A 23,941-nucleotide genomic window follows, 5' to 3' on the forward strand; every position below is an offset into this window, starting at 1 on the left:
ATGGCCAACCTGTGGAAAACCATTCTGTTGGCGGGGGTGGCAATCATTCTGGGGTTGTTTGCCCTGGGATTGGGCAACGATCCCCGCAACATTCCCTCACCCCTCGTCGGGCGGTCAGCGCCAAACCTGGACGGACCAGCCCTCGATGAAGGGCCGCCAATCGCCATGGAAGCGTTCAAGGGGCGATGGCTTTTGGTGAACTTCTGGGGCTCCTGGTGTGGTTCCTGTGTCCGTGAACATGGGTATCTGGTGGCATTGGCCCGGAAAACCGCGTCGCGCCCCGACTTTGCCATGGTCGGCGTCGATTTCAAGGATACCCGGGATGGGGGACGCAGGTTTCTCGCCGAACTGGGCGATCCCGGTTATCGCCATCTTTTCGACCCGGATCAAAAAATCGCCATCGATTGGGGGGTCTATGGCGCCCCGGAGACCTATCTCGTCGATCCTTCAGGGATCGTTCGCCATAAACATGTAGGGCCGCTGTTCGACGGATGGTTCGAAAAAATCGCCCTGCCCATCATGGAAACAAAACCATGAGCCGCGCCAAAATGTTCTTGATGGTACTGTCGCTGATCATCGCCGGCATGGGGGTGGAACTTGGCGCGGCCACGGAAAAAAAAGAGGATCCCACCGAGGCGAGCGTTCGCGAAATTGCCAAATCATTGCGCTGTGCCGTATGTCAGAACCAGTCGATCTACGAATCCAATTCCGACCTGGCCAAGGACATGTTGGCGGTGATTCGCGCCAAGGTGACTGCCGGGGAATCGGAACCGGCCATTCGCGACTATTTTTTTCAGCGTTATGGTGATTATATCTATCTGGAGCCTACCATTCAGGGCGGTAACCGGATTTTGTGGCTTGGTCCGTTCATCGCCCTGGCGCTCGGGGCTTTGGCTTTGTTCTTTGCCCTGAAACGGTGGTCTGCCTCTTCCCCGAGGACGCCGCCGTCGCCGGACGAATCTTTTCGTCATCGCCTGAAAGAGGAGATGGAAAAGGTTGATCTTTAGGGGCGTTCACCTTTTAATGGATCGCCCGGAGCGGGAAATGTCACCCTTGAGATCGCGCTCAAGCGGACTCAACCATCAAACAGGAGCGGAAAGGGGCTGTCTCGATGCGCTCGATTTCCATGTTCGCAGTCTTTACCCAGGTCATTCTTCTTGTTGCCTATATTGATCCGGAAGCAATTGTTCCCTTTGACTTTATTGAACTTGTTCAGCAGAATCGCGAACAATTCCCCTGGGCCGTCCTTGCCATCTCCCTGTTGCTTTTGCCTGCCATTTTCGTGATCAGAATTCAGTCCGGACCGAAAAAAATAAAACCTCGGGCCGAGGCGGTACGTCCCGAGGCGGAATTGCCGGGGAGCCAACGTTGCGAGGCGGAGATCGTTGCCTTTCTCGGGGTGTTGCAGGAGAAGGGGCGGTTGATTGATTTTCTGATGGAGGAGATTGTTTCCTATGAAGATGCGCAGGTCGGGGCTGCCGCCCGCGTGATTCACGAAGGATGCCGCAGTGCCTTGAAGGAACATTTCGACATCATCCCCGTCCGTGACGAGGCCGAAGGTTCCAAGGTCATTGTTCCGGCGGGGTTTTCTCCCGATTCCTTTCAATTGTTGGGAAAAATTACCGGGGAAGCGCCGTTTACCGGTACTTTGGTCCATAAAGGCTGGAGAACCCAAAAGGTCAAGCTGCCCCGGACCCTCAAGGATTCGGGGGGGGGACGACTTCCCGCCATTGCTCCGGCCCAGGTCGAGTTGAAATGACCGGATCTGTTTTGTTTCATGGTGTTTGACTGCCCGATTTTAGCCCAACTTTTGAAAATGTCTGGAGAATGAAATGGGGTTGGTCACTGCGAAAATTGAACTCAACAATGCACGGAGTGAAAAGAGGCCGGTCTATACCGAGGCTTTAGTGGATACGGGAGCTTTGCATCTTTGTATCCCTGAGCATGTTTGTATCCAACTTGGATTGGAAGAAGTTGGAAAACGGGAAGTGATCACCGCCGATGGAAAAAAACACCTTGTTCCCTATGTGGGTCCAGTCACGATCAAATTTGAAGGTCGAACCTGTATGACGGGTGCTTTGGTGTTGGGTGATGGTGTTCTTTTGGGAGCCATCCCAATGGGGGATATGGATTTGATCGTGATTCCTTCTTTGCAAACAATCACAATCAATCCTGAGAGCCCGAATATACCAATGTCCGTGGCAAAGGGAATAAGGCGCGTGGAAAATTTTCTTTCAATCGTTTGAAATCCGGGGGGAGAAGCCATTGCCATGACCCGTCGATTTGTTTTGGGAATAGACCTTGGAACCAGCAACAGCGTCCTTGCCGTCAACGATCCGGAAACCGGGACCACGGAAATCGCCACGGTGACCCAGATTCTGGGCGCCAACAAAATAGGTGAAAAGGAGACCCTCCCTTCCGCCCTCTATCTTCCCCATGAGGATGAATTTCCCACTGGCGCGGTACAACTTCCGTGGGATGCGGAAACTGCGCAACGATCGGCGATCATCGGACATTTTGCCCGTGATCACGGCGCCCTGGTCCCCGACCGCCTGGTCGTTTCCGCCAAATCATGGCTTTCCCATCCCGAGATCGATCCGAAAAAAAACATTCTACCGTGGCAATCGGAACGCTTCGACATCCGCATCTCCCCGTTTGAATGTTCCCGACGAATCCTGAAGGGAATCACCGAGGGATTTATCCACGCCCAATCATTATCGGGAACGAACCGTTCCCTGGACGAAAGTCAGGTCGTGCTGACCGTTCCCGCCTCCTTCGACGAGGTTGCAAGAAACCTGACCGCCCAGGCGGCCCAGGAAGCGGGTCTGGGTCAGGTGGTCCTTCTGGAGGAACCCCAGGCCGCTTTTTATGCCTGGATGGACCAGGCAGGGAAAAAGTGGCGCGAACAGGTGACTCCGGGAGATTGCATCCTGGTGATCGATGTCGGAGGCGGAACCGCCGACTTCAGCATGATTGCCGTGGCCCAGCAACAGGGGGAACTGCAACTGGAACGGATCAGCGTTGGCGAACATCTGCTGTTGGGCGGCGACAACATGGATCTGGCGTTGGCCCATACCCTGATGGCCCGGCTCGAAGAGAGCGGCAAGACCCTCGATGACTGGCAGTTTCTCGCTTTGGTGCATGCAGCGGGCCGGGCCAAGGTGCGCCTGTTCGAGGACCCGTCCCTGGAAGAAATTTCCCTGGCGATTCCCTCTCGTGGCGCCAGCCTGTTCGCCAAGACCGTCACCATCAAACTCGACCGTAAAACCTTGACCCAGGTGATCGTCGAAGGATTTTTTCCCATGGTGGCGGTGACCGACCTGCCGCAGGAAGGACGGGCCTCCGGACTGAGGGAGTTTGGCCTTTCCTACGCCGCCGACCCGGTCATCAGTAAACAACTGGCCCGTTTCCTGACCCGAAGCCTGGCCAATGTTCGATCCAATCCAGCCTTGGGATCCATGGTTCCCGACACATCGATCGCGGAAACCTTTCTGGCCCCGACCGCAGTCCTGTTCAACGGCGGTGTTTTCAAGGCTGAACCATTGCGGATGCGGGTTCTGGAACTTCTTTCCTCCTGGCGTGGCGCCCCGGTGCGACTACTGGAGGGATTTCAACCCGACCTTGCCGTGGCCAAGGGCGCGGCCATTTACGGATCCTACCGCCTGACCGGAAAAGGGATGCGGATCAAGGCGGGAACCGCACGATCCTATTATGTCGGTCTGGAATCGACCCGTCCGGCGGTCCCTGGATTCATCCCCCCGATCAAAGCCCTTTGCGTCGTGCCCCAGGGGATGGAGGAGGGGAGCGAACGGCTGGTGTTGGAGAAGGAATTCGGTCTCATGACAGGAAGCAAGGTCCATTTTCGCTTTTTTTCTTCCGATGTGCGCGGCGGCGATGAGGCGGGGGTCATTCTTCCCAATGCACAGCGGGAACTTGACGAAACCCACTCCCTTGAAATCGACCTTCAGCAACTGGAAGCGCTTCCTCCGGGTCAGATCGTCCCGGTACAAATTCAGGCCGTGGTTACCGAATTGGGGATTTTGGAACTGTGGATGAAACATACCCGCTCGGAACAAAAATGGAAGATTGAATTCCAGGTCCGAACCGAATAGCCTGTGACACTCCTGTCTCTTTATACCCTGAACCCTCATGTCCAAAGCCCGTTTCAGCATCGGCATTGATCTTGGCACCACCAGCAGCGTCATGGCCTTCCAACCTCTTCAGGGGGGAAGCGGGACCGAGGTGTTTTCCGTCGTCCAATGGCTGTCGCGCGCCAACGTCGGCGAGGCCGCCACCCTTCCTTCCTTTCTGTATCTGCCTGAGGCGGCGTTGTTGTCACAATATGCCGGCAAGGGAGGGGGTAAGGATTCCTGGATCATCGGCCATCTGGCCCGGGCCGAGGCCTCCCGGTCTCCAGGACGGGTCGTCCATTCGGCCAAATCCTGGCTCTGTCATCACGCCTCGGACCGGACTGCCTCGTTTCTCCCCTTTGGTTCCGAAGAGATTGCCCACGATGAGAAAATATCGCCCCTGAGGGCCCTTGCCCTGATCCTCAATTATTTCAGTGGCGTGTGGAACGACCGCTTTGCCGCTTCGGGTGATGATTTTTCCTTCGAAAAGCAGAGCATCACCATCACGGTTCCCGCCTCCTTCGATGCCGTGGCGCAACGCCTGACCCTGATGGCGGCCCGCGATGCTGGCTACCCCGATTCCGTCCGGCTCATCGAAGAGCCCCAGGCCGCCTTCTATCGCTGGTTGGAACGCCATCCGGGCCAGGCCCCCTTGTGGAGCCGCCTGCCCGCGGATCGGCAACAGGGATGCCATGTCGTGGTGATCGACATCGGTGGCGGCACTTCCGATTTTTCGTTGTTTTCCCTCGAACGGCTTGCCGGGACAACACAACCTTCGATCCGCCGGGTCGCGGTCAGCGAACACATTCTTTTGGGCGGGGACAACATCGATCTGGCCATTGCCCACCGGATGCAATCGCAAATGGTCGGGGAGGGGGGGCATCTGACCGGACAACAATGGGACAATCTGGTCGCCCGATCACGAGACCTCAAGGAAAAAGCGCTCGCCGACGATGGGCCCGCCGATGAATACTTCAGCCTTTCCATTTCAGGGCGGGGATCGTCTCTGGTCGCAAGCGCCTTGTCCGCCCGCATCACCCGCGGAGAAATCCACCAAATACTTTTTGACGGATTTTTTCCCGAATGCTCAAGACTGGCCGTTCCCGAGGTGGCCCGCGGTGCCTTCAAGGAATGGGGCCTTCCCTATGCCGCCGACAGCGCCATCACCCGCCACCTGGCGGCCTTTCTTCAGGGACAACCACGGGTGGATGCCGTTCTGTTCAATGGCGGTACCCTGTTCCCTGCCTTTATCCGTTCCCGTTTGACGCAACGGATCCAATCCTGGCAGGAGGGGGTTTGCCCCCTGGAACTGGACAATCCGGAACCCCATCTTGCGGTTGCCCTTGGCGCGGCCCGTTACGGGCGCATTCTTCATGCCAGGGAACACCGGATCGAGGCGGGGGCGCCACGGGCCATATTCCTGGAGGTGCATCGCAAGAGTGACGGAAAAAAACAGGGAGGAGGGGCGCCGCCATCGTTGGTGTGCATCCTCCCCCGAGGGGCCAGGAGCGGCGAACGGTTTGACATGACCGATCTCGCCCTCTCCGTACACATCAACCGTCCGGTCCGTTTCCAGAGCCATTATTCATTGCGTGGTGGCAAGGTGACCGCGGGAACCCTGGTGGATTGGAATGACAAGGAATTCCACCCCCTGGTCTCTCTGGAAACGATCGTTCAACTGGATGAGGATCAGGCCCGGCAATGGGGCAAGGCCATTCCGGTCGCCCTGAGCGCCGAACAGAATGAACTGGGATTGCTACAGGTCTTGTTGCACAGCCAGAACCCGGAATTGACACAAGTCTGGCCGCTGGAATTCAACCTTCGCCCTCATGAGTCGTCCGCCGCGGTCCCGGCCATTTCCCGACAGGCCGAGACCACCATCACCGCCCAACCCAACGTCTCCCCCGAGGCCATGGACCGGGGGGTGGAACGGATCGAAGAGCTGTTTTCACGAAAATTCAATCAACGAGACAAACTGACCGCCACTCGCCTGAACAAAAGTCTGGAAGAACTCTTCGGTCGTCCCAGGGGTGAATGGAACTGGGTGCTGGTGCGGGGGTTATGGGAAACCTTGCACAAATGTTCGCCGTTCCGAGGCCATTCCATTGACCATGAGGAGACCTGGTTGATCATGGCCGGCTATTTTCTCCGTCCCGGTTTTGGCGCGGTCATGGATGAGCAACGGATCGATGTCCTGTGGCGGATCCTGGAAGGAGGTCCGGCGCATTCGGGAAAAAGAATCCGCTTGCAGGAACATATTCTCTGGCGCCGTGTCGCGGGGGGACTCGACCGCCAACGGCAGGAACGGCTGTTTTCTCCCGATTTGAACACCTTGCGCAGTGCAAAAAATCCCTCCCCGGAATTAATCCGTCTTTCCGGTTCGCTGGAGCGGTTGGGGCATGACATCAAGGGAGAATTGATCGACCTCTATATTCATCGGGCCGTGGAACTCCTCAAAAGCAAACAGTATGCCGATCCCTACATAAATGCCCTGGGCTTGCTGCTCAATCGCGCCCCGCTTCATGCCGGTCCCGAGGCGGTGGTCTCTCCCGAAAAGGTGGAACAGGCGTTTTCCGCTTTTTCCTCCCTGGATTGGTCCGGGTCTCAGGGAATGGAAATGCAGACCTTGTTTTTGCAGGGGGCTCGGGTCGTGGACAACCGGAGCCTTGACCTTCCAGCGGGCGTGCGCAAAAAAGTTGCCGCCAAGTTGGAAAAATCTGGGGTTACACCGTTGAAAGCCTCGCGCCTGTTGGAATTTTATCCCCTGGTTCGGGCCGATCGGGTCAGCCTCTATGGCGAATCGCTCCCTCCAGGGTTGTTCATCGGCGGGAGCGATGGCGCGGAGGGTGGGGAAGGGTAACGAAGTGTGATCGAATGTCGAGGAGAACCAACACGTGAAACAGAGGCGATTGATCAGCTTCGACTGGGCCTTGAAACGCCTGCTACGCAGCAAGGCCAATTTTGAAATCCTGGAAGGGTTCCTCTCCGAACTTCTTCGCGAGGATGTGCGCATTGTTGAAATCCTGGAGAGCGAAAGCAATCGGGAAGCCCGCAACGACAAATTCAACCGTGTCGATCTCAAGATCAAAAACACCCGGAATGAGATTGTCATCGTTGAATTGCAATATGAACGTGAGTGGGACTATTTGCAGAGGTTACTCTTCGGTACCGCCAAGGCCATCACCGAACATATGACGGAAAGCAAACCTTATGCCAGTGTCATCAAGGTTATCACCATCAGCATTCTCTATTTTGATCTGGGGCGTGGCAGCGATTACATCTATGTAGGCAGCACCTCTTTCAGGGGGATGCATACCCAGGAAGAATTGGCTTTGGACGAAGGACAGAAAGCCTTGTTTCAACGCCCGTCGGTTGCTGCTCTTTTCCCAGAGCACTACTTGATCAAGGTGGAGAATTTTGATGATGTCGCCCGCGACACCCTGGATGAGTGGGTCTACTTTTTGAAGAATTCCGATATCCGTGATGACTTTACAGCTCGTGGACTGAAAAAGGCCAAAGAGAGGCTTGATGTCCTGCAATTGCCGGAGATGGAACGCAAGGCCTATGAATGCTATCAGGACGAACTGCATGACCATGCGAGTTTTGTGCTTTCCACCTATGGTGCAGGTAAATGGGAAGGACGGCAGGAAGGACGGCAGGAAGGACGGCAGGAAGGAGAAGCCGCACTCCTCACTCGCCAATTACAGCGCCGCTTTGGTACTGTGCCCGAATGGGCCAGCGAAAAAATCGCCAAAGCCGAGCCATCTTCACTGGAGGAATGGAGCCTTCGATTTGTGGATGCCCAGTCACTGAACGATGTTTTCTCGGACCAGGTGTAACGTCATTGCGATTGCCTGATTCCATGGACCGTTCCGATTCCATGCAACCTCTGGTACGATGAATGGTGCCTGTCTTTTTTCCAGCTCCGGCCATCGCGTTGTCAATCCTTGGTCGTTTTTTTCGGGCCTGGACTTTGCCACCATTTCTTCCAGGATGACGTGAATCCATGATCGCTTTAAAATCACCGAGAACCTGGAGTGATGTCTGGTGTGATCGTGGTCGGGATGTGTTGCTGCGGGCCACTGCGGGCTTGACCGGGATAAGCCAAACCTGGGGGCAAAAAATTGCCGTCGCTCTTTCATGGGAAAGCCTGTCCCGTCATCGTACCCTCTGGGTATCCAGGTTCAATAAAATAATAAAGTTTGATACCGATACCTCCTCCGACACGCTCCGGCAGGTGTCGCGTGTGGCAGTGGCGACGTATTCTTCCACAGGGGAAATCCGGGCATCGGATTTCAAGCAAAGTCCGGGAAGATTTGCTCAGGCTGGCGAACCCGGGTTCCAATCCCGATGGCCACGCGAACCCTATCATCTGAATCTGTCCGAAACAGCCCGACTTGCCAATGGTATCGCCATCCATGCGACCGGACCGGAAGGAACAAAAGAAAAATTTATCCACCATGTTCAGGAAGTTCGGCGCAACGGTGGATACGATCATCCTGTGTTTCAGGAGGCCCGTGCGCTCCTGAATCGATTTCATCCCTCACCCGACATCCAACCGGACGGTTGATTCAGCCATGATAAACGTTTGCATGACACAAGATTCGTCCCGAATGAAAACAGACGGTACGGGTAAAAAACGGTGGTCGATCCTCTGGTCGATTATTTTTTTCGGTTTTCCATTGTTTCTGTCCTTTCCTGGTCATGGTGGTGCCGAGAATCCAAAAGAGGTCACTCCCGAAGAGGGACGGCAGGCATTTTCCCGATTGCAATCCTTTCTCGCCACCATGCATACCATGGAGGCCGATTTCATCCAGAGGGTCGTCAATCCGGCCCAGGGAACCCCTGGGGAAAGCAAGGGAACATTCCAGGCTTCCCGTCCGGGAAAATTTCGATGGGATTATCAGTATCCGTTCATTCAGCACATCATTTCCGACGGCAAGGAGATTTTTTTCTATGAACCCGACCTGAAACAGGTCTCCGTGGCCGACTGGTCGCGTTTGAACAATTCTCCCGCCTCGTTTTTTGTCAGCGATGAACCCCTGGAGGTGGTATTTGATTGGACGGTCCATACCGATCCCCTGTTCAACCTTCCCTCGATCCGCCTGAAACCGAAAAAACAGGGCGATGTTCAATACATCGATGTTCTGCTCAATCCCGAGAAGAGTGTGTTGATCAAGCTGTCCATCCTTGATGCCATGGGAAATCTGTCTCATTTTCATTTTTACAAATCGCGCATGAACGCCGCGATTGTGCCGGATCGTTTCCAGTTCAAGGTTCCGCCAGGAGTCGATGTTGTCAAAACCGAAGCGGTCAAACAATAATCCATGCGTCATGTCTGAAATCCGGAGCTGCCCATGCCTTCCTTCGACATTGTATCGGAAGTCAACCTTCAGGAAGTGGACAACGCCGTCAACCAAACGGCCAAGGAAATCGGCACCCGGTACGATTTCAAGGGGTCCAAATGCAGCATCGAACATGAAGGGACGACCATTACCATCATCGCCGACGATGAATACAAGCGGGAACAGGTGGTCCTGGTGTTGAAGGAAAAAATGGTCCGGCGCAAGGTCGATACCGGAGTCCTTGATTTTGCCAAGCCGGAACAGGCATCGGGCAACCTTCTGCGGCAGGTGGTCACGGTCAAACAGGGAATCGACGCCGATCTGGCAAAAACGATCTGCAAGATGATCAAGGGGTCCAAACTCAAGGTGCAGGCTTCCATCCAGGGCGATACCGTGCGTGTTACGGGCAAGAAACGTGACGACCTCCAGGAAGCGATCGCCCGGGTCAAGGAGGAGAAATACGAACTTCCCCTCCAGTTCATCAATTTTCGCGATTGACCACCGTCATGCCAAAGGGGACAAAAGGGGGAAAAATCGGTGTCATTTCCCTGGGGTGTCCGAAGAACCTGGTGGATACCGAAAAAATGCTGGGTCGGTTCTTCGAAGCGGGTCATACCCTGACCCCCAATCCCGAAGAGGCGGATCTTCTTGTGGTCAATACCTGTGGTTTCATCGCCCAGGCGGAAGAGGAATCCCGTCAGGCCATCCGGGAGATGGCGGCCATCAAATCGCGACGTCCAGGAGTGCGGCTGGCTGTTACGGGATGCCTGGCCCAACGCCATGGTTTGACACTCAAGGAACAGATTCCCGAAATCGATCTGCTGTTGGGCACCTACGACACCCCCGAACAGCCTCGATCCCTGGCCGTTCCACCCAGACGCCGCGCCTTGGCCATACTTGATCCCCTCCAGCGTCCCCTGGACGGGGCCGCCCGTGTTTTGACGACTCCGGCGCATACCGCCTATCTCAAAATTGCCGAGGGCTGCAACAATCCCTGTTCCTTCTGCATCATTCCCCAACTGCGTGGTCCATTCCGTTCGCGTCCGGAGGTGGAACTGTTTGGTGAGGCCCGGGCCCTCGCCAAAGGGGGAGTACGGGAATTAAACCTTGTCTCCCAGGACACAAGCCTTTATGGCCGTGACCTGGTTCCTCGTTCAAACCTGGTGACACTGCTCCATGGACTGGAAGAGATCGATAAAATTCAGTGGATTCGCCTGCTTTATCTCTATCCCACACTGGTCCACGATGACCTGCTCGATCGGGTGGCCGCCTCCGAAAAGATCGTCCCCTATTTTGACATTCCCTTGCAACACACCCATTCCGCCGTCTTGACGCGAATGAAACGGGCGGAGCGGGGAGGGGACATTCGCCGTTTGATCGAACGGATTCGAACCCGGATTCCCCATGCGTCCATCAGGACCACCTTCATCGTCGGCTTTCCGGGCGAAACAGAAGAAGAATTCCTGGATCTGGAGTGTTTTGTCCAGGACTATCGCCTTGATCATGTCGGTGTCTTCGCTTATTCCGATGAACCGGGGAGCGCTTCGTTTGCAATGCCCGACAAGATTCCCACAGCCATCGCCGAGAAACGGCGGCAACGGATCTATGAATTGCAACAGCAAATCAGCCGGGAAAAATTATCGGAGATGATCGACCGCACCGTTTCGGTTCTGGTCGAAGGTCCCCTCCAGGAAGAACCATGGACCCACCAGGGCCGCACCGCCGGTCAGGCCCCCGACGTCGATGGCCATGTCAAACTCGTTGGGAAAGGAAAGGTCTCTTCCGGAACCATGGTGACTGCCAGAATCACCAGCAATACCGCTTATGACCTTATGGCCGAGATGATGTGACCCTTGGACGCTGCCCCCGACAAGACCTGCTGGCACTGCCTGGCCGGAGAACTGCTCAAGGAGTTGTTGACCCCGGTAGGCATCGAAGTGGCTCTGGAAGTGCCGGTCATGGCCAATCCTCCGAAGGCCGATCTGATCCTGCTTCGAAAGCACGATCTTTACTGGAACAGAAAACAAACGGCTTTACTGGCCGATGGATTGCGGGACCTTGAATCGGAGCATATCCTGATCGAACTCAAGGTGACTGAAAACCTGAGTGAGGAGGCATTATCGCAGATTTCGGTCTACGACACCCTCTATCTGAAGTCCAAAAGATTGAAACGTTCACAACTTCACAGTGTTCTCGTCGCCTCGCAAACACCTCGCCCCGAATTTCTCACCCGCTTCTCTTTTGAATCTTTGCCAGTCAAAGGTGTCTATGAAAGCAAACCGACATGGGGTGGAAGGATACGTTTAATTTTATTGAACGAACTGGCGAATACATCGCATAATGCTTTCTTGAAATGTTTCGCGAGTCGAAAACCGGAAAGAATAGCGGCGTTTGAAACCATCAATCAATCTGGATTATTGCATCGATCCGATGTCCTGGATCGGATCTTGCTCGGTCTATGGAGAAGATTAATGAAAGGTTCCCTGAATACCCCCGAAACGGATCATGTGGCTATGGGTGAACTGGCCCGGCTTGGTCAGGAGCTGCTTGACAGCGCGATTGATTCGATGTCCGAGGAGAAACTTTTTTCTCTTCCCCGGGTTGGACAGCGAGTACACGAAAAAATAAGGGAAGGACATCGGGAAGGACATCGGGAAGGTGAAGCGGAGATGTTGAAACGGCTGTTGCGCCGTCGTTTTGGTGATCTTCCTTCCTGGGCCGTCGAAAAAATTGCCACGGCAGACGAACCTCTTCTGGAAGCATGGGTATTTCGGGTACTGGATGCCCGTACCCTGGAAGAGGTGTTCTCCGAGGAAATATAATTTTTCGCATTCCACCCACAGTCTGTATACACTCAACCTAAGGGAGGAGAAAACAATAACCATGGCGGGACGTCTTCCTCCCCTCGCCGACCGCATGCGACCGCAAACGCTGTCGCAGGTACGAGGACAGGAACATTTGACCGGACCGGGGCGTCTTCTTGATCGGGCCTTGGCGGCGGATCGCCTGCCCTCGTTGATTTTCTGGGGACCTCCAGGCAGTGGCAAGACCACGCTGGCCCGCATCATCGCCGGGCATACCCGGCATCCGTTTCAGTCGATGTCGGCGGTGATGGTGGGGGTGCGAGAAGTGCGTCAGGTTGTCGAACAGGCCCGGGTCGAGAGACAACACACGGATCATCCCACCATTTTGTTCATGGATGAAATTCATCGCTTCAACAAGGGACAGCAGGACGCATTCCTGCCATTCATCGAGGATGGAACCATCATTCTTCTGGGAGCAACGACGGAAAATCCTTCATTCGAACTGAATGGAGCCTTGTTGTCCCGCACCCAGGTGGTTCAGGTGTACCCGTTGAATGTCGAGATCCTGATGGAAATCATCCGGGAAGCGGCCATGGATCCGGACCGGGGTTTGGGAAATGGCAACCTATCGCTGTCGGAGGATGTGGTAGCGGCCATCGCCGAAACGTCGGACGGGGATGCCCGTTTTTCCTTGAATCTTCTGGAAACCCTGGCAAACCTGAATCCATCCCGCGACGGTCAGGCGGTACAAATAGGCATGAAGGAACTGGAGGCTGCGGTCCGGAATGTGACCTTGCGGCATGACAAATCGGGCGAGGCGCATTACAACCTGATTTCGGCTCTGCACAAATCCTTGCGTGGTTCCGATGTGGATGCTTCATTGTACTGGTTGGCGCGGATGTTGGTCGCGGGAGAGGATGGACTGTACGTGGCGCGGCGCATGATCCGTTTTGCCAGCGAAGACATTGGCAATGCCGATCCACAAGCCCTGGTGATTGCCCTGGGGGCGAGGGATGCCTATCATTTCATGGGGAGACCGGAGGGGGAACTGGCCCTGGCGCAGGCGGTGATCTATCTGGCGACGGCCCCCAAGAGCAACAGCGCCTACGTTGCCTATGAGGCGGCCAAGAAAGCGGCGGTGAAGTGGGGATCGCTGCCACCGCCGCTCCATTTGCGTAATGCACCAACCCGTCTGATGAAGGAAATGGGGTATGGACAGGGTTACCAGTATGCCCACGATTATGAACATGCTCTGGTCCATCAGGAACATCTGCCCGATCCCCTGATCGGACAGACGTTCTATGTCCCGGTCCAACGGGGGTATGAACGGGAAATCGCGAAACGACTGGCCTATTGGAAAAAATTGAAGATGGACAAATAACTTAAATATTCACAAATCCTTGGATTCATCGGAACACCGTCAACCTGGAGCGCTGGTCCAGAAAATGTCAGGCCGACGGAACTTCCCGGGATTTAAGTTCTTCCATCCGCGCCCGCCATTTTTCTGGAGGCATGTTTTCTTTCATTTGGTTGCACGATTGACAGGCGGGGACGCAATTACTTTTCGATGTCTTGCCACCACGGATCAATGGAACCTTGTGGTCCATGGTCAAATCCTTTGGGGCAAAACGTTGCTGGCAATAGCTGCATTTCCCGGTACCGATCCGATTCTTCCACCATGCCGACTGGCGCAGAAGTTTTGCTTTTTTTCTTTCGATGTCCAGAAATTCGGGATCCGCTGGAAAAAAATCATGGTCCATGATGGCGTGTCCTTTCACTTTTTCGATCCGCGCTCAAATCGCGCCTGCTCCGGGAAGATACCGCCGAATGATCGTGAACACCCGGTCCATCCGATCGCGTAACTGTTCCATAAGTTCGTTTTTTCCAGAAAGGGAACAAAGCCTTGCCAGACGATCACGCATGATCGGATCATTGGAAATCCGGTTTTCCGAACGATTGTGCAACAGGCGCAACCGGTTTTCGACGAGACGGAAAAATTGATAAGCCTCCTGGAGCAGCGCTCCTTCCTCCGGATCCAACACCCCGGCCCGACCCAGGGCATGAAGGGCCCGGGTACAATTTCCCTGGAGTATGCCTGGAAATCTGGAGCCATGGGCAAGAATCAGCGCCTGGACCAGGAATTCGATATCCACGATGCCCCCCCGGCTTTGTTTGATGTCCACCTGATTGTTCGACGGCTTTTTTTCATGAAAGATGCGGTCCCGCATCGCACCGACCTCGGCCCGCACCGTGGATTCGTCCCTGGGTTGCAAAACGATGTCGCGAATCACCCCCTGGATTCGCGCTCCCAATGCGGCATCTCCCGCCACAAACCGCGCCCGAATCAACGCCTGATGTTCCCACAACCATGATTCGTGGTCATGATAACGACGAAAGGCGGAAAACGAGGTGACCAGTGGACCCGACTGACCCGATGGACGCAGACGCATGTCCAGCTCGTAAAGAAGGCCATGCCGGGTCAGGGTGGTAATATGGGAAATGATCCTCTGACCCAGGCGCGAAAAGAACATTTCATTGGAGACCGGATGCGGTCCCGAGGTAAAAGGTTGTTCCCCCTGGCCCCCATGAATGAAGATCAGATCCAGATCGGACGAATAATTCAGTTCCCTCCCGCCCAGCTTGCCCATGGCCATGATGGCGAATGGCACACGCTCTTCTTCGGTCCCAACTTTGTATCGGGGTTCGCCGTGACGATGCATCAATTCGTCCAGGGCATCCCGGAGCACCTGTTCGAGGATCACCTCGGCCAGGATTGAAATGCGAACCATCACCTCGTCATTCTCGGCCAAACCGGACAGATCACGCACGCCGATGCGCAACATTTCGTTGTTCTTGAACATGCGCATCGCATCGAAGCGTTCCTCGACATGTTCCACCCGTTCCAGGCGTTCGGCCAGCGCCAGTCCCAAGGCATTTCTGTCCTCCTGGCTGGTCAGGAATCCGGGGGCGATCATTTGATCCAGCAGGTGGGGGTTGCGGATCAGAACATGCGACAGCAGCCCCGAAGTGCCAAACAGACGGAGGATCAGATGGAGCAACGCCGTGTTTTCGTAGAGCATCGCCAGATAGCTGACGCGGTGCCCCAGGGCCTTGAGAAAATCACCAAGATGATGCAGGGCCAGGTTGGGATCGGGGGCGTCCAGAACCCCCCGAAGCAGGATGCGCGATACTCGCCCATACCACATACGGTCATGTTCCCTCAGGGAAATCCCTCGTGGACCATCGCGAATCACCCGAATGCAACCGGCTGCCGATTCGGGGGGGGTCAGCCCTGCGTTTTCCATCACCGTTGCCGTTTCCGGCGCGTTCAGGTCGTGTTGCAGCAATTGCCCGACAACCCCGTCCTCGTCACCCTTTCTGTCGGGTTTGCCCTCGAAAAACAGGTTTTCGTAGATGGCATGGACCCGTTCGGTCGTGCGTGTCATCCGTTCGCGCAATTCCTCGCTTTGGGAAAACCCCATGCGCCTGGCCACCTTGCGGTAGGATTCGGGATCGTCCGGCAGGGAATGGGTCTGCCGTTCGAGTTCGATCTGCAACCGGTGCTCCACGGTGCGCAGAAACAGATAGGCATCGGTCAGATCATGGACCGTTTCCCGAGTCAAAAGTCCGTGCCGTTCCAGGGCCACCAAGGTGGTCAGGGTTTCGCAATGACGCAGTCCCGGATTTTTTCCGCCATGAATCAACTGTTGACTCTGGACAAAAAACTCGATTTCTCGGATACCGCCAAATCCAAGTTTGACATTCCGGGTATAATCCGCCACCCGATGAATCTTTTGATCGATTTTCAGTTTCATTTCACGAATGGCGTCCAGCGCCGTGAAATCCAGATAGCGGCGGAAAATGAACGGTTCGATGTTCTTGAGAAATTCCCAGCCAAGCTCCATGTCGCCCGCGACCGGACGGGCCTTGATCATGGCGGAACGTTCCCAGGTCTGGCCCCATGATTCGTAATAGATTTCCGCCGAACGGCGTGACAACGTCAGATCACCCGTTTCCCCTTCGGGACGCAAGCGCAGGTCCAGACGAAAGACCATCCCATCCGCCGTCGTCTGACTCAACAGGCGAATCAGATCCTGGCCCAGACGGTTGTAGTATCCTTTTATGGAAAGACGTTTGGGACCAGATGTTTGACCACGATCATCCTCATACAGATAGATCAGATCGATGTCGGACGAAAAATTGAGTTCCCGCGCCCCGAGTTTACCCATTCCCAGGATGACGAATCGGGACGGTTGTGCTCCCAGGCCAATGTCGATCATCGGGGTTCCATGATTCCGGGAAAGCGATCGATCCAACCACCGATACCCCGCCTCCAGACAGGCCTGAGCCAGATCGGAAAGATCATGGACGGTTTCCTCGAAGGAGGCCATTCCCGATAAATCCCTGAACCCAATGAAAAGATAAGCCCTCTGTTTGCATTTTCTAAGAAAAGTCGCCGCTTGTTCCCAGGAATCGGCCTCCATGATGTCACGAGCAAGGTCCGCAGGGGAGGGGATCCGATATCCCAGGGGACCGGGATCTTCATCCAGGAATTCAGGCCACTTTTTGGCCAGATGAGAGAGAAATGGGCTGTTTCCTACCACGGTCAACAGCCCCTTGTCCCGGTTTCCGGGACGTAACCAGGTGGAAAGGCGAGAATGATGGCGATGATCCGACATGGATTGTCGCAGGAAATCTTCCAGCCAATCCACCACCCGCGACGGTTCGGCGGTCGCGTCCGCCTCCCGTTTCAGGGATTCGAGCATTTCCGTTGAAAGTTCGAGATGTTGCGCCAGTTGTTGCCAGACATCCATGGATTCGGTTCTTTCCTTCTTTATTTTTGTCCGGTATTGTCATCTTCCGGTCAATCGGTAGAATGTATTTTTTTCTTCTTCTCATGGGCATTCCCATCCATGGAAACAACCGTGCTCCAATCCATCCACACCGTGACCGGGAAATGTTGGCCTTGTTGATGCGACGTTTTCCTCAACGTCGGTTCATGGGTTGGATGGGGCGTATCCTGGCGGTACTTTTTTTCGTTCCGATGATCGGACTGTGTTGCCTTTGGCTGTGGCTCGTCCTTTCTCCTCCCGATCTTGCCCCGTTGATTCCTTCGCTCGTTCGGACCATCGAGGAACGAAGCGGATGGCGGCTCCGGCTCGAAGGTCTCGACCTTCATCCTGGTTTATCATTGATGCTGGAAGGAAGAAAGGTCCGGTTTTCAAGTCCCCAAAGGGAGGGGACCATTCTGGAGGCGGACACGGTGTGGTTGCGTTTTTCCCCACTGCAATGGCTTCAGGGTTGGCCCGCATTAAGTCTGATCGTCGATGCCCCGGAACTGAACTTTCGCCGCGATCGGGAAGGAAACATCTTCCTTGGCGATCAATCTTTAAACCATCGGGTCGATCAAACCCAGGGACAAAAAAACGAATCGGACCGGATGCTTCTTCCCGTTGGCCACGTCGTCCTCGTCGGTGCAAAAATCTCCTGGCTCGATGAAAACGCAAAAGCGCGGAATCAGCCACCATCGCCAATACAGTTGCGGCGATCCGATCTGGGATTGTTTCTCGAACCCGATGGCGTCGTCCGCGTCACTCTGGAGGCCAGGATGATTCATGGGGACATGTCCGGTCCGGTACGGTTTTCGGGTATCCGAAACGCCAACGGTGATTGGAATGGCAACCTGACCATCGATCCCCTTCGCCTGCCTGAACGGGGACTCCCTTCGGAAGCGGCACCCCCAGGTCCCATGTTTTCCGGTTCGATCCATGTTTCCTTGAACTACCTCTGGCTTGCCACTGCCGATCGGTTCCAATGTGACTGGAAGGTGACGACGCTTGCGACCCATCTGCATCTTCCCCGGCTGTTTCGCTGGCCGATTCCCGTGAACCGGGGAGAAGCCTGGGGGACATTCGCAAGGGATAGAACCCATTGGGACCTGGAGGTGGAACGATTTGCCGTGGCCAACACCGACGGATCCGCCGAGGGAAGTCTGAAATTGATGGATATGGAGGGAACACAACCATTGATCGACCTGGTGGCGACCGCCAGGGGGATTCCAACCGATCGGGCGAAAATATACTACCCGGCCCACATCATGCATTCTGGCCTGGTCCGTTGGCTTGAACAATCCCTGCATGGCGGCGAAGTCCGACAGGTCCAGGTTCATATCAAAGGTCCGCTCAAAGAGATTCCGTTCGCCACCCCTGCGGAACAGGGGAATCCGGAAACCGTTTTTTCCATTCAGGGAGAGGTCGAACATCTGGATCTGACTTTTTTTCCAGGCGTGCCGGACCTCAAGGACAGTGTTGCCAAGGTGAGCGTCGATCGTCTGGAAATGGTCATTCGTGTTCCCAAGGCCCGATTTGGCAACACCCCAACCCTTTCCGGAAAGGTACGCATCGCCGACATGGTGCATCAGCCCATGGTCGAGATCGAAGCCCTTCTCCCGGAAGTCGATCTGGAATCGACCTGGAAAACAGTGGTTGCCAATTCAAAACTTCATTGGGATCAAGCGGCTGGCCTTCAAGGGATGAAGATTTCCGGTTCTGGGAAGGCTGATCTTTCCCTGTTGTTGCCGCTGGCCAACCTGAAGGATGCCTGGTTTGGCGGAACTCTGACCTTTGATCGAACCCGCATCGCCCCGCCATTTCTCGATGCCCCCCTGGAACAGGCCAAGGGACGCCTTTCCCTGGATCCGTACCGGTTGAATCTTGAGTTGAACCAGGCAACCTTCCAGCAGAAGCCCATCTCCCTGGTCGCCGAGGCAACCTCCTATCGCGTGCCGGGCAAAGCCCTTGTGACGGGCAGGATCGACACCAGGTTCCAGAAGGAGGAGATCGAACGCCTGTTTTCGGCACTCCTGGGCAGTGACGGCTCGGTGGAAGGAGAGGCGCCGATGGTCGTGAATTTTAAACGTCCTCCCGGATCGGCCCAATGGGACCTGTTCATCGATGTGCGGGCCAATCGGTTGGGCATTCGTGGCGGCCTCGACTGGTTCAAGTCAATGGATTCGGTCGGGGCCGTCATCATCAACGGGCGTTCCGATCTTCAAGGAGCGATCAAGATCGATTCCTTGCAGGTCGATCTGGGAAATCTTTCGTTGATGGGCGCGGGCTCGTGGCATTTGCGTACCAGCGATGGCGCATTGAACATCTCCCGATTTCGCCTTCAGGGTCACCAGGGCGCCTTGAAGATTCTTCATACCTCTGAAAAAAACGATTCCGGACCGGAATCCTGGATCATCGAGGCACGCATGAACAGGCTTGATTTTGCCCCCATGCTCGAACAAACGGAACATACCGAGGCCGATCATGTTCCAACCGATCAGCCCTCGATAAGAAAACCGGTCACCTGGCCCAGGATCGAAATCACGGTACATGCCGCACACTTTTCCTTGGCCAACGATGTCCGGGGAAGGGAGATGGATGCCCGGATGTCCATCGACAACCATCGGATGGCGCTGCACCATCTGCTTGGAAAAATCGGCGACTCCCGGCATCGGGCGCATGGGGAACTGCGGTGGCCGGCGCGGTTGGGTCGCGGTCCCTACGTCGGATCTGTTCACCTTGACAGTGGCGACATCGGACGGTTGTTCCAGGGATGGAACATTCAGGAGGCCTTTCTGCAGGGAGGTCAGGCCAAGGCACACCTGACCCTGGATGGATTTCTGCCACCAGGCGACAAACTGAAAAACCATGTGAGCGGAAAGGTCGATTTTTCCGTGACTCAGGGGACCATCGCCCGTCTTGGTTTCTTGTCTCAGGTTTTGGGCCTGTTTTCACTTGAGGAATTGCCCAATCTGGTGTTCCTGGACCGGCCCGATCTGACCGCCGATGGGTTTCATTATGACCGGATCCAGGGAACGTGGAACCTCGAAAGGAGCGTCGCGACCCTCGATGAACTCGACCTCGATGGCCCCTCCATGAAAATGGTCGTATCGGGATCGATCCATTTTCCGCAAAAAAAACTGAATCTGTTGCTTGGGATCCGTCCGATTCAAACCCTGGATCGAATCATCAGCAGCGTTCCGCTCCTGGGAAAACTTGTCGCCGGCCAACGGGAGTCGGTCGTCGAAACCTTGTTCGACATCGAGGGCACCATGGACGAACCCAGAGTCAGTATTCGTCCAGTGGCAAGTATCATTCCCGGCATTGTGCGTGATATTCTGACCCAGCCTGATGATCCCAATGAGAAACCAGGGGCGCAATCCGACAGAGGAAAAGGGGAGGCGGTACCATGATCAAACTTGGAGTCAACGTGGACCATGTCGCGACGCTCAGGGAGGCCCGGGGGGAACGATACCCCGATCCCGTCTCCTGGGCCCTGGATGCGGAACGCGCCGGTGCTGATTTCATCACGCTGCATTTGCGCGAGGATCGAAGACACATCCAGGAACAGGATGTCCACTCCCTGTTGTCGATGACGCAAACCCACATCAATCTGGAAATGGCGGCAACCGAGGCCATGATCGCCTTCGCGCTCGCCCATCCCCCCACCGAGTGCTGCCTGGTTCCGGAAAAACGGGAAGAATTGACGACGGAAGGGGGGCTTGATGTCCTCCACCATGGCCATCGATTGCGGGAGGTCGTGCAAACCCTGACCCAAGCCAATATCGAGGTATCCCTGTTCATCGATCCCCTGGAACGGCAGCTCCAGGCGGCCCGCGAGTGCGGCGCCCCGGTGGTCGAACTCCACACGGGCCGATATGCCGAGGCCAGGGACAGGGAGGCGCGTCTCCAGACCCTGGATCAACTGCGCCGCGCCGCCCGCCTTGCCGAAGAATTGGGCCTCAGGGTCCATGCCGGACACGGCCTTCACTACCATAACGTCGCGGACGTGGCCGGGATCATGCCGATCGTCGCGCTCAACATCGGTCACGCCATCGTTTCCCGTGCGGTCTTCACCGGTTTGAGCGAAGCGGTTTCCACCATGAAACAACAGATTCGTCTGGCTTCCTGGAAACACGGCTCATGATTCTCGGCATCGGAACCGATATTGTCAAGGTGGTCCGTCTGGAACGGAGCGTGGCCCGCTTTGGACAAAGATTCATCCAGAAAATTCTCAACCAGAGGGAAATCGAACACTGCAATCCGGGACCGGGTTTTAGCGCCTGTCTTGCCCGGCGCTTCGCGGCCAAGGAGGCCCTTGCCAAGGCCCTGGGAACGGGAATGTCCCAGGGGGTTTGGTTCACCGACATCGAAATCATCCATACCACCGCCGGGAAGCCGGGATTTCTTTTTTCCGGCGAAACCCAAAAAAAACTGGCCGCGCTGGCGCCTCTGAACGTGCATCTTTCCATCAGTGATGAACGCGAATTTGCCGTAGCCTTTGTCATTCTCGAAACCGATCCGTGAAAGAGCCTTCGATGAACATGGCCGGACCCGATCCGATCGTCGCTGAATTGTTGCAATCCCTTTCCAGTAACCGCAGGGAACTGCTCAACATCATTACCAAGGCCCTGGGCGTCGCCTCGACCTTTGCCGATGTTCTGCCCGAACTCGAAGGGCACATGCTCAAATTTCTCGAAGCGCAACGGTTGACCGTCTATCAAAATGCCCGGGATGGTCAGGAAATCATCGCCAAATACAAGACCGGACAGGAATTGTTCGAGATTCGCCTCCCCCTTACCGCCAACTCGATCGCCGGATACGTCGCCGTCAGCGGCAACCCCATCCGCATCGATGATGTCTACGACGGCGAGGCCCTGCGCAAGATTCACAAGACACTGAATTTCAATTCCATGTTCGATAAACGCTCCGGCTTCCGTTCCCGGGCGATGATGGTCGTTCCCATCAAAAACAGCGCTCCCCTTCTCGGGGTCCTTCAGGTGATCAACAAGGTTGGACAGAACGCTTTTTCCGATTTCGACATGAAACTGGCCATTCATCTGGCCGGCCTGTTGGCAAAAAAGTTTCATCAGGAGTTCGAGGCGACCGACAGCCCTTATGATTTTCTCATCAAAAGGGGACTGATCACCGCTGAAAAACTTGAAGCATTCCAGAAACGGACCAAAAAAGAAGCGGTCACCATGACCTATCTTCTGGTTCAGGAACAGAAGATTCCCCAGGAACTGGTGGCCGCCTCCCTGGCGAGTTACCACCAGGTCCCCTTCATGCGTTACGATCCCAACATCACTCCGCCAAAGCATTTGTTGAAGAAACTCAACATGTCCTACCTGCGGCGTCAGTTATGGGTGCCTCTGGCGGGTGATCCCGAGGAAGAACTGTTGATTCTGATCGACGATCCCTCCGATTTTGCACGGCAAATGGAAATCCAGAGGGCCTTGCCGGCGAAAAAATATATTTTCCGTGTCGGCTTTCCCGAGGACATTCTGCAATATCTGGGAGGTGGCGCGGTCTCTTCGTTTCTTCATGGCTTGGCCGGGAAGATGGAAGAGGAGGATGTCGAGGATTCCGACCGGCTGGAGGAGGGGGTCGAGGCGGGGGAAATCAACGAAAATGAAAGTACCGTCATTCAACTGGTCAATCGCCTGATCATCGACGCCCATCGCGCAGGCGCCTCCGACATTCACGTGGAACCGGGAAAGGGAAAGGCGCCGTCCGTGGTACGGTTGCGCATCGATGGCATCTGTCGCCAGGCGTTGGAAGTTCCCTCGACGCATATCCGGGCCGTTCTGTCGCGCATCAAGATCATGGCCCGCATGGACATCGCCGAACGACGCAAGCCCCAGGATGGAAAAATCATGGTGAAGGTCAAGGGGCAACCTCTGGAATTGCGGGTGGCGACCATTCCCACGGTCATGGGCGAAAGCGCCGTCATGCGGGTCCTGGCCTCGGGCAGTGGTGTTTCGTTCGACAAACTCAATCTGTCGGAGCGCAACTACAAGGAGTTGGAGCGACTGATGCAGACTCCTCAGGGAATTCTGCTGGTCGTGGGGCCAACCGGATCGGGAAAAACCACGACCCTTCATTCAGTCATCGGCAGGATCAATACCCCGGAACGAAAAATATGGACTGCGGAGGACCCGGTGGAAATCACTCAACCGGGATTGCAACAGGTGCAGATCGATCACAAGATCGGCTTCAATTTTGCGGCGGCGTTGCGTTCCTTTCTTCGTGCCGACCCCGATGTCATCCTGATCGGTGAGATGCGCGACCAGGAAACGGCCCACAGCGGCATCGAGGCCTCTCTGACGGGACATCTGGTTTTTTCGACGTTGCATACCAATTCCGCACCCGAAACGGTCATCCGGTTGTTGGATCTGGGTTTGGATCCGCTCAACTTTGCCGACGCCCTGTTGGGCATTCTGGCGCAGCGTCTGGTACGGACGCTGTGCGAAGCATGCAAGCAGGCCTATAAACCCCAGGAGGAAGAATGGGATCGGCTGCGTCGTCTGTATGGCGAGCGCTACTGGGATGAACTGGGGCGCAAACGCGAGGAAACGGTGCTGTATGCACCCAACGGATGCGGCAAATGCAGCAAGACAGGATACAAGGGGCGTACAGGAATCCATGAACTGCTGGTCAACTCCAAGAAAGTCACCGAAAAAATCGCCCATCGCGCCTCCGCCGAAGAGTTGCGAACCATCGGAATCGAGGAGGGAATGCGGACTCTGATTCAGGATGGCGTGATGAAGGTATTGAAGGGGCAGATTGATCTTTCACAACTTTTCCGGGTTGCCGTGGAATGATTCGGGACG

The 23,941-nt window shown here is 55.6% G+C and carries 19 protein-coding genes; 17 read left to right on the forward strand and 2 right to left on the reverse strand.

Features of this window, described 5'->3' with window-relative positions; all coding sequences use genetic code 11:
• From HQL76_10160 to HQL76_10220, 13 genes are all read left to right on the forward strand, one after another.
• Positions 1-537 carry a DsbE family thiol:disulfide interchange protein gene (locus tag HQL76_10160; protein ID MBF0109529.1) on the forward strand — a complete coding sequence of 179 codons (537 nt, stop codon included), beginning with the start codon at positions 1-3 and terminating at the stop codon, positions 535-537.
• The gene (locus HQL76_10165) at positions 534-1,007 is read left to right on the forward strand and encodes a cytochrome c-type biogenesis protein CcmH (protein ID MBF0109530.1); all 474 of its coding nucleotides are present in this window, start codon (positions 534-536) and stop codon (positions 1,005-1,007) included. The genes HQL76_10160 and HQL76_10165 overlap by 4 nt, the downstream gene beginning before the upstream one ends.
• Positions 1,008-1,126: 119 nt before the next feature.
• Positions 1,127-1,759: a DUF2760 domain-containing protein gene (locus HQL76_10170; protein MBF0109531.1), complete on the forward strand. Its 633-nt coding sequence runs from the start codon at positions 1,127-1,129 to the stop codon at positions 1,757-1,759.
• A gap of 73 nt (positions 1,760-1,832) precedes the next feature.
• Positions 1,833-2,246 carry a clan AA aspartic protease gene (locus HQL76_10175; protein MBF0109532.1) on the forward strand — a complete coding sequence of 138 codons (414 nt, stop codon included), beginning with the start codon at positions 1,833-1,835 and terminating at the stop codon, positions 2,244-2,246.
• Between the two features lie 24 nt (positions 2,247-2,270).
• Complete coding sequence (locus HQL76_10180) at positions 2,271-4,112, forward strand: Hsp70 family protein (GenBank protein ID MBF0109533.1); 1,842 nt, start codon at positions 2,271-2,273, stop codon at positions 4,110-4,112.
• 37 nt (positions 4,113-4,149) lie between these two features.
• Entirely contained in the window at positions 4,150-6,990 is a 2,841-nt protein-coding gene (locus HQL76_10185) for an Hsp70 family protein (protein ID MBF0109534.1), read from the forward strand.
• Between the two features lie 34 nt (positions 6,991-7,024).
• Entirely contained in the window at positions 7,025-7,969 is a 945-nt protein-coding gene (locus HQL76_10190; GenBank protein MBF0109535.1) for an Rpn family recombination-promoting nuclease/putative transposase, read from the forward strand.
• A gap of 167 nt (positions 7,970-8,136) precedes the next feature.
• Positions 8,137-8,700: a hypothetical protein gene (locus HQL76_10195; protein MBF0109536.1), complete on the forward strand. Its 564-nt coding sequence runs from the start codon at positions 8,137-8,139 to the stop codon at positions 8,698-8,700.
• A gap of 43 nt (positions 8,701-8,743) precedes the next feature.
• Positions 8,744-9,454, forward strand: a complete 711-nt coding sequence (lolA, locus tag HQL76_10200; GenBank protein ID MBF0109537.1) for an outer membrane lipoprotein chaperone LolA — start codon at positions 8,744-8,746, stop codon at positions 9,452-9,454.
• A gap of 33 nt (positions 9,455-9,487) precedes the next feature.
• Entirely contained in the window at positions 9,488-9,973 is a 486-nt protein-coding gene (locus HQL76_10205; GenBank protein MBF0109538.1) for a YajQ family cyclic di-GMP-binding protein, read from the forward strand.
• Between the two features lie 8 nt (positions 9,974-9,981).
• Complete coding sequence (gene rimO / locus HQL76_10210) at positions 9,982-11,325, forward strand: 30S ribosomal protein S12 methylthiotransferase RimO (protein ID MBF0109539.1); 1,344 nt, start codon at positions 9,982-9,984, stop codon at positions 11,323-11,325.
• A 3-nt stretch (positions 11,326-11,328) separates the two neighbouring features.
• Positions 11,329-12,297 carry a DUF4351 domain-containing protein gene (locus HQL76_10215; GenBank protein MBF0109540.1) on the forward strand — a complete coding sequence of 323 codons (969 nt, stop codon included), beginning with the start codon at positions 11,329-11,331 and terminating at the stop codon, positions 12,295-12,297.
• A 61-nt stretch (positions 12,298-12,358) separates the two neighbouring features.
• The gene (locus HQL76_10220; GenBank protein ID MBF0109541.1) at positions 12,359-13,660 is read left to right on the forward strand and encodes a replication-associated recombination protein A; all 1,302 of its coding nucleotides are present in this window, start codon (positions 12,359-12,361) and stop codon (positions 13,658-13,660) included.
• A gap of 67 nt (positions 13,661-13,727) precedes the next feature.
• Here the strand turns inward: HQL76_10220 and HQL76_10225 are convergent, their stop codons facing one another.
• Both HQL76_10225 and glnE read right to left on the reverse strand, forming a co-directional pair.
• Positions 13,728-14,039: an HNH endonuclease gene (locus HQL76_10225; protein MBF0109542.1), complete on the reverse strand. Its 312-nt coding sequence runs from the start codon at positions 14,037-14,039 to the stop codon at positions 13,728-13,730.
• A gap of 33 nt (positions 14,040-14,072) precedes the next feature.
• Positions 14,073-17,093 (reverse strand): bifunctional [glutamate--ammonia ligase]-adenylyl-L-tyrosine phosphorylase/[glutamate--ammonia-ligase] adenylyltransferase, encoded by a 3,021-nt coding sequence (gene glnE, locus HQL76_10230; GenBank protein ID MBF0109543.1) that lies wholly within the window; start codon positions 17,091-17,093, stop codon positions 14,073-14,075.
• Between the two features lie 158 nt (positions 17,094-17,251).
• Here glnE and HQL76_10235 point away from each other — a divergent pair, with 158 nt between their 5' ends.
• The 4 genes from HQL76_10235 to HQL76_10250 are packed head-to-tail and all read left to right on the forward strand — an operon-like array spanning position 17,252 to position 23,932.
• Positions 17,252-20,521, forward strand: coding sequence for an AsmA-like C-terminal domain-containing protein (locus tag HQL76_10235; GenBank protein MBF0109544.1), 3,270 nt, complete (start codon positions 17,252-17,254; stop codon positions 20,519-20,521).
• Positions 20,518-21,255, forward strand: coding sequence for a pyridoxine 5'-phosphate synthase (gene pdxJ, locus HQL76_10240; GenBank protein ID MBF0109545.1), 738 nt, complete (start codon positions 20,518-20,520; stop codon positions 21,253-21,255). The genes HQL76_10235 and pdxJ overlap by 4 nt, the downstream gene beginning before the upstream one ends.
• Positions 21,252-21,635: a holo-ACP synthase gene (locus HQL76_10245; GenBank protein MBF0109546.1), complete on the forward strand. Its 384-nt coding sequence runs from the start codon at positions 21,252-21,254 to the stop codon at positions 21,633-21,635. The genes pdxJ and HQL76_10245 overlap by 4 nt, the downstream gene beginning before the upstream one ends.
• A 17-nt stretch (positions 21,636-21,652) precedes the next feature.
• Positions 21,653-23,932 carry a GspE/PulE family protein gene (locus HQL76_10250; GenBank protein MBF0109547.1) on the forward strand — a complete coding sequence of 760 codons (2,280 nt, stop codon included), beginning with the start codon at positions 21,653-21,655 and terminating at the stop codon, positions 23,930-23,932.
• Positions 23,933-23,941 lie beyond the last annotated feature (9 nt).

It is taken from the genome of Magnetococcales bacterium (assembly GCA_015228815.1).
Classification (GTDB): Bacteria; Pseudomonadota; Magnetococcia; order Magnetococcales; family UBA8363; genus UBA8363.